Annotated in this window: 4 protein-coding genes; 3 read left to right on the forward strand and 1 reads right to left on the reverse strand. The window is 41.5% G+C overall.

Annotated elements, in window-relative coordinates:
- The coding region (locus GNE10_RS35585; protein ID WP_221643032.1) for a hypothetical protein at nt 1-234 on the reverse strand (234 nt) is incomplete at its 3' end.
- A 188-nt stretch (nt 235-422) separates the two neighbouring features.
- Here GNE10_RS35585 and GNE10_RS29195 point away from each other — a divergent pair.
- The 3 genes from GNE10_RS29195 (at nt 423) to GNE10_RS29205 (ending at nt 7,618) form a co-directional block, all read left to right on the forward strand.
- The gene (locus GNE10_RS29195; protein WP_185569171.1) at nt 423-1,805 is read left to right on the forward strand and encodes a transposase; all 1,383 of its coding nucleotides are present in this window, start codon (nt 423-425) and stop codon (nt 1,803-1,805) included.
- A gap of 287 nt (nt 1,806-2,092) precedes the next feature.
- Nucleotides 2,093-3,511, forward strand: coding sequence for an AAA-like domain-containing protein (locus tag GNE10_RS29200; RefSeq protein WP_185569173.1), 1,419 nt, complete (start codon nt 2,093-2,095; stop codon nt 3,509-3,511).
- 429 nt (nt 3,512-3,940) lie between these two features.
- Complete coding sequence (locus GNE10_RS29205; RefSeq protein ID WP_185569175.1) at nt 3,941-7,618, forward strand: AAA-like domain-containing protein; 3,678 nt, start codon at nt 3,941-3,943, stop codon at nt 7,616-7,618.
- Nucleotides 7,619-7,824: the final 206 nt, after the last annotated feature.

Here is a 7,824-nt window from a genome sequence, read left to right on the forward strand (position 1 = left end):
AATAGAAATTGTTAACTCATTAGAGCATGACGAAGAAGAATAACCGCCTGATGAATTGCAGTTTTTTAAATTGCGATGGCGTACTCGCCTGCTGCAAGCAATCGCACTGACAACAGTGTGGGCTACCTGACACAGTAGCCGAAACTCTGGGATTACCCCAGAGTCGCGGGTTGTGTCCAAAGCAATCCGCCCCATTGCTTCTAGGAAGTGGGGCGTTAAATTAGAATCGCACACCTAATTTGTGGGGTGTTGTACATTTCAAGCGCACCTTTCCTAGAACTACCGGGTTAAACCCAGCGTTAAGAGTGAATCGCGCCCTTTTATTAGTGGGGTGTTAGGGGATTCAAGCGTCAAAACTGGGTCTTTCAATCAATTCGTGGTGGCAACACGAATACTAAAAAATCCCAACTATCAGCAGAACCATGACAATTCAATCGATTACATCTTTGGGTGTTGATGTTAGTAAATCAAGCGTTACTTGCCATATTTTATCACAGTATCCATTAGGAGGCTTGAAGAATTATTGGCAAAAAAGTAGAAACCAAGCATCTAAATTATTCCCTACTTTTTACTCTAGTCCTAAAGCTAAAAGCAATCAAAAATCCGCCTTTGATTTTGTTGATTACTTGCAAGAGAATAAGCCATCTGTTGCCATTATGGAACCAACAGGAAATCATTATTCTCGGTTATGGGCACGAATTTTAGAAAGCTTAGGAATCAAAATTTTGTGGGTAGGACACATCGAACTGCGTCGTTATCGCGGTGGTAAAAACTTACCCAATAAATCTGATGCTGCTGATGCTTTGGCTATGGCTGCTTATGGTTTAGACCAAGAAAATTATTTAGAAACAGGCGTACTCAATCTGCGTCAGTTTCTAATGCATCGCCCCGAACCCATTGACCAGTTGCGGGAGTTGGTACAGCAACTCGAACACCTCAACCGCGTTCAGTCACCGATTATCAACTACACCCGTCAACAGTTAGCGTGGCAATTCCCAGAAAAAGCACACAGTAAAACTGAGAGTACCAAACCGGGAAACGTACCGCCCCTATGGGGTTGGTTAGCGCAGCGCGAAACCGAAGTACACCCACAAAGTTACAAATCCATAACCAAAATATACCAACAATCAATTGCAGTACAACTTGGGCTAGAAATAGACCCAGTTGTTAGACTTCACGCTGATTGGTTATGTGACATCGATTTAGAAGAGCAACGTTTAGAAGCTCTACTCAAACCTTTGGTCAACGACGACCAATTCCAAATCTACAACCAGGTTTTTGACCAATTCAATTTCGGGTTGAGGATTCGGGCACGTCTGTTGAGTCGAATTTATCCCTTTGAAGCCTTTTTGACCAATGGCAAACAGCTAATTGAGCGAGAAATTAGGGAAGTTAAGAAAAAAGAGGTCACCCGCGAACAGGGTAAATCTGTAGTTAAATTTCTGCCTGGTGATGTTAAACGAGTTAAACGTAACCGTTCAAGGGACGCTTTTAAACTGAGACTGGGTATGGGTACTGTTCTGGAACAGTCCGGCGATAAGCTAGTTGAAAAAGGCAGTGGCTCATCTCTATGCCGAATGAACTTTTGGCAGTATGTGATTACCAAAATTGAAATTGACGGCCGCTTGCCCAATAACCCTATCGGTGAGGAAATTGCTTTATATAAAGCCGAACTCAAAAAAAATGTTGATGCTTCTGGCAAACAGCTACTAAACGGCAAACACTTACAAGCCAAACTCGGCTCTAAGGTTGCGAATATGTTGTTCCGCGAATTATCCAGAGCGATCGCCACAGCGCGATCGTAAATACCTGACCTGATGCTAAACCCCTACATTACTGTAGGGGTTTTAAATCACACAACAGTTAGTTAGAGTGAAATGTATAAATAAATTAAACTGCCTACTTGAAACTTGAGTTTTTTGCTATTAGTTTCTAGGCAAAAAGCCACTTCTGTTTATTCGTACCCACTTATTTGAAAGCTAAAAAAAAGCTTAAAACATTTAAGTAACTGGTCTATAAGCGATTGAAAAAATGAGAAAATTGGGCCATAGTAAAAAAAAGTTAACAAAAAAACAGGTTAATAACTAGCGACATGAAACCACAAAAAAGCACGCGAAGCCGGGGTGTTGTGCTGAGTTCTGTCGGGTTAAAGCGTTTACAGGCAGCGATTTTGGCTATGGAAGTAGCAGAAAATTATGGCCAGCGTTTGACTTTAGATAAGTTAGGCGAACGCATGAACATCTCTACAAAAACACTGAGCAGATTGTTATCATTAGATACGGGTGTAGACCAAAAAACTTTAAAGCTGTGTTTTAGCGCTTTTAATTTAGAATTAACATCCCAAGATTACATAATTCTCAATGAAGTAGATAAAGTTCAAGCTTCACAATTACTTTCATTGAATTTACATAGACAAAAAACAAGCTTGTATCAAAGTTTAACTCTTGATTCTTTTGTTAACGAACAACCCAAGCAATTAGAAAATTTTTGGCCATACCCAGATGGGCCTGTACCTTTGGATTCACCGTTGTATATCGAACGTCCACCCATTGAAGAATTGGTTTATCGGGAAATAATTCAACCAGGCTGTGTGATTCGGATTAAAGCACCCAGACAGATGGGTAAGAGTTCTCTGGTGCTGCGGTTGTTAGCCTTTGCACAAAAGCAAGGATATCGGACAGCTAATTTAAATTGCTACCAAATTGATTCTGAGTCTTTGACCAACTTAAACAAATTGTTGCGTGGTTTTTGCTGGCATGTTGCTAGAGAGTTAGACATCGATCCCAACTTAAATGAAATGTGGGATGAAGAAATTGGCTGTAAGTTGAGTTCCACCTTTTATTTCCAAAGCTATTTGCTCAAACAAATTACCACTCCCATAGTTTTAGTTTTAAATGAAGTCGATCGCTTTTTTGAATATCCTCACATTGCTCAAGAATTTTTTGCATTATTGCGTTCTTGGTGTGAGGAAGCACAACAAAATCATAATTGGCAGAAGTTGAAATTAGTAGTGGTTTATTCTACAGAAGAATATGCCACTTTAGATATTAATCGCTCTCCATTCAACATTGGATTGCCTATCCGTCTTGGAGAATTTACTCAAGAACAGATAGAAGACTTAGCTAGACGACACGGTTTAAATTGGAATAGTAGCAAAGAATCCCGCCAACTGATGTCATTTGTAGGGGGTCATCCTGCACTAATTCGGATTTCCCTATATTTTCTTCGATCGCAAGAACTCACTCTCCCAGAACTGATGACAGAAGCCATCGCCAATGGCGGCATTTACCGCTATCATCTATGGCGACTGTGGTTACAACTACAAGAAAAACCCACTTTAGCTAAAACCTATGCCCAATTGGTGAAATCCCCGCAAAGCACCTTTATTAATCCAATTGAGGCCTATCAACTTGACAGTTTAGGCTTGATTCGTTTTGAGGGCGATCGCATTTTACCAAGTTGCGAACTCTACCGCGCTTATTTTGGCAAACAACTATCAACAATTGTTTAACAAGCTATTCTGCATTTGGCGTTGCACATTGACTTGATTAGATTGTTAACAGTTAACACCGATATTATTCACAAATGATTTAGGATTACTAATCAATAGTATCTTGCTTTTTTGAGCAACATGCAAGGACAGTTAAGACACTTAAGCAAACAGTTAATCATAATTTGAAATCAATAACGGACAGTTAAGACATTTAAGACACTTAAGGATAAATTACAGATTGTTGACTTAAAAAAGTGATACAATCCAATTTGAATAAAAGCTGTAAACTGGAAAATGTTTACTGCTAACAAAGTATCTACAGCAATTGCAAATTATTGGTGATGGACAAGATACCTGATTGATTTCAAAAGTCGGGTATCTTGGAATTACACAATTAAAAATAAATGGAATTGCTAGTTAATCTATTTTTTGTAGTCGCACTTTGATATGAGATACCAAGTAGGGGGTAGTCTTCGTAGTGACGATCCCACATATGTTATCCGTCAGGCAGACGAAAAACTTTATACCAGCTTGAAAGCTGGAGATTTCTGTTACGTCTTAAACTGTCGGCAGATGGGTAAATCGTCTTTACTACAGCGCACAAGCTATCGCCTGAAACAAGAAGGTTATAACTGTGTTTATTTGGATATGACCCGCTTGGGTAGTGAAGATACCACACCTGAACAATGGTACAAAGGTATAACCATCAGCTTGTTTTATAGTCTAAATCTGGCAGAAAAAGTCAATTTTAAAGAATGGTGGAACGCACAATCAGGAATTTCTTCGGTACAAAAATTACATCAATTTATAGAAGAATTATTATTAAGAAATCTGCCAAAGCAATCTGAGACTAATGGGAAAACCACAGGAATTATTATCTTTATTGATGAGATTGATAGTTTATTGAGTTTAAATTTTCCCGTTAACGATTTTTTTGCATGGATTCGTCATTGTTACAATCAACAGGCATCTAATCAGGATTTTCAACGCTTAGGATTTGCACTATTTGGAGTAGCTAGTCCATCGGATTTAATAGCAGACAAACGGCGGACGCCTTTTAATATTGGTACAGCCATAGAGTTACAGGGCTTTAAATTACATGAAGCAACACCATTACTCAAAGGGCTAGAAGAAATCATCTCTCAACCACAGATAATACTACGAGAGATAATTTATTGGACGGGAGGACAGCCGTTTTTAACTCAAAAACTCTGCCAACTAGTTGCTCAGGCCGCCTTAAAAACATCATACGGAACAATCTCATTACTGCCAGGAACCGAGGGATTTTGGGTAGAACAACTAGTGCGATCGCAGATTATCGAACATTGGGAAACCAAAGACGAACCAGAACACCTGCGGACAATTCGCGATCGGTTACTTTTCCACGAACACCGAGCCGGAAGATTGCTAGGACTTTATCAAAGAGTGTTGCAAGCAGAAGATGAGGAGGAGGCGGGGATGGGTGGACGCGGGGACACAAAGACAAGTACTTCTTTGCGTCCTCTTTTCGCTGTACCGACCGATGATAGTCCAGAACAAACAGAACTTTTGTTATCTGGGTTAGTTGAAAAACGCAACGGCGATCTCAAAATTAAAAATCCCATTTATCGTCATGTTTTTAATGCCCAATGGGTACTCAGGTACTTAGACAACCTGCGTCCATACTCGCAAACATTCAACGCCTGGGTAGCATCAGCTTATAAAGATGAATCCCGTCTGTTGCGAGGAAAAGCTCTCAAAGATACTCAAAATTGGTTGCAAGGCAAAAGTCTGAGCGATTTGGATTATCAATTTTTAGCCGCTAGCCAAGAATACGAACGCAAAGCCGTGCAAACAGCATTGGAAGCAGCACGAGCTAAAGAAGTAGCAGCAAGGTTAGCACAAGAGCGAAAAACTGCTAAATTGCAAAGATTTCTCTTAATTACAGTAGCTATTGCCTTACTCGTCTCCAGTGGATTGGCCACAGGAAGTTTCATTTTGTACCGCCAAACTCTCAAAAGTGCATACCAAGCAAAAAGCAGCGAAATCCGAGCGCTTGTATCTTCTTCTGAGGGGCTGTTTGCTTCCAATCGCCGCTTAGATGCCCTCATAGAAGCAATCAAAGCCAAGCGTAGACTAGAAAAACTAGATAAACCAAACCCAAAGATTCAGCGTTTGGTGAATGACGCATTGCAACAAGCAGTTTATGGAGCAGATGAGTACAACCATTTTTCCGGTCATACAGCAGCTGTTTTAGCAGTAGATGTCAGCCCTGACTCTTCTTTAATTGCCTCAGTCAGCATAGATCAAACAATCAAGCTTTGGCGACGAGACGGTACACAAGTTGCCACTCTCAAAGGCCATAAAGGAGCAGTGAGAGCCATCGATTTTAGCTCTGACGGTCAAATGCTGGCCTCAGCTGGTGAAGATGGCTCCATTAAACTGTGGAAGCCAGATGGCACTTTAATCAAAAGTTTCAAAGCTCACACCGGTTCCATCTGGGGATTAGCCTTTAGTCCTGACGGTCAATTCCTGGCCTCCGGTAGTTGGGACAAAACTGTGAAACTTTGGAAGCCAGACGGTACCTTGCTCAACATTTTTCAAGGTTACAAAATGGGTTTTTCTGGAATCACCTTCAGTCCTGATAATCAAATACTTGCTGCTGCAAATCTAGACAGGACAGTAAAACTCTGGAAACGAAACGCTTTAGGCTGGGAAAACGCCCAACCCCTACAAATTCTCCAAGGTCATACAGCTTGGGTAATGAAAGTAGTTTTTACTCCTGATGGCCAGACCATCGTTTCTGGGAGTGAAGACAAAACTGTGAAACTTTGGAAGCGAGATAGCAAAGACGGCAGCTACCGCGAGTATAAAACTCTTAAAGGTCATACTGCGGGGGTTTGGGGAGTGGGCTTGAGTGCCGATGGTCAAACTATTGCTTCCGCCAGTCTCGACAAAACAATTAAACTTTGGAATATTGACGGTACAGAACTGAGGACACTTAAAGGACACAGTGCCTCAGTTTGGGGAGTGACTTTTAGTCCCGATAACATGTTTATTGCTTCAGCGGGCACAGAAAACGTTGTCAGACTGTGGCAAAAAGAAAATCCATTCCAAAAAAGTATTATTGCCCATGAAGCCGGGATTTGGTCAATAGCGATCGCCCCTGACAGTTCCACCATTGCCACAGCTAGCCACGAAAACACTGCTAAACTTTGGAGTCGTCAAGGTAAATTGCTGAAAACTTTTACTCAATCTAGCGGTGCAATCTTTGAGGTTTCATTCAGTGAAGATGGCAAATTGATTGCTCTGCGCTGCTACGATGATACCTTAAGACTCAAAAAGCTTAACGGCAGTTTGGTTGCTAGTTATAAAGATCCTCTGAATAAACTCTTAGCAGGAGTATTAAGTCCCGACGGTAAAACCATCGCAATGGGAAGTGTGGAAAAGTTTATTCAGATTTGGAAACGCCATCGACCCGCACCGCAGACAATCAAAGCACATGAAGCCGAAGTTTGGGAAGTTGCATTTAGTCCAGATAGCCGCCTCATTGCCTCTGTTAGTGGTGATGGCACTGCTAAGCTGTGGACACTGGATGGTAAGTTGTTGGAAACACTCAAAGGTCACACCGCAGCAATTTGGAGAGTCACCTTTAGCCAAGACAGTAAAATGCTGGCAACTGGAAGTGGTGATAATACTGTTAAGTTGTGGGCTGTTGGTGGTGAATCAGCACTGTCCAAGCAGCACCAAAAAAGGAGTTTTCCGTGGCAAGTCACTAGCGAACCCCAAAGGGGCAAGTTGCTGCAAACACTCAAAGGTCACACCGCCGCCATTTGGGGAGTTGCCTTTACTCCCGACGGCAAAATAGTTGCTTCTGGCAGTGTAGATACTACAGTTAAACTTTGGCAGGTTGATGGTAAAGAACTGACTACCCTCAGAGGACATACAGCAGCCATTAGGAAAATTGCCATCAGCCGCGATGGAACTTTGCTAGCTTCCGGAGGAGATGACAACACACTCATTTTGTGGAATTTGCAGCGAATTCTCAACCTAGATGCACCAGCTTATGCCTGTGATTTGGTGCGGGATTATTTGAAAACAAATATAGCAGTGGAACAGAGCGATCGCTTTCTTTGCAAGCAATGAAAAGGGTGTGGCAAAAAAGATGATAACAGTGCGAACCTAGAAGTTTTCCGTCTACTGACCAGAGGTAAACAATGGTTGACAAATTAAATTAGGATATTGACATCCTCTCCCACTAATTGCTCCGCAATGTAGCGGGAGATTCCAACATTACTGTTGGTTTTTCCTCTTTCGATGAGACGATTTATTCTTAGAAGTGACCTTCCGAG

It is taken from the genome of Nostoc sp. 2RC (assembly GCF_014222165.1).
Lineage (GTDB): Bacteria > Cyanobacteriota > Cyanobacteriia > Cyanobacteriales > Nostocaceae > Nostoc > Nostoc linckia.

Coding starts and splice junctions, on each gene's coding strand:
- GNE10_RS29195 (WP_185569171.1), top strand. CDS start 423: ATGACAATTCAATCGATTACATCTTTGGGTGTTGATGTTAGTAAATCA.
- GNE10_RS29200 (WP_185569173.1), top strand. CDS start 2,093: ATGAAACCACAAAAAAGCACGCGAAGCCGGGGTGTTGTGCTGAGTTCT.
- GNE10_RS29205 (WP_185569175.1), top strand. CDS start 3,941: ATGAGATACCAAGTAGGGGGTAGTCTTCGTAGTGACGATCCCACATAT.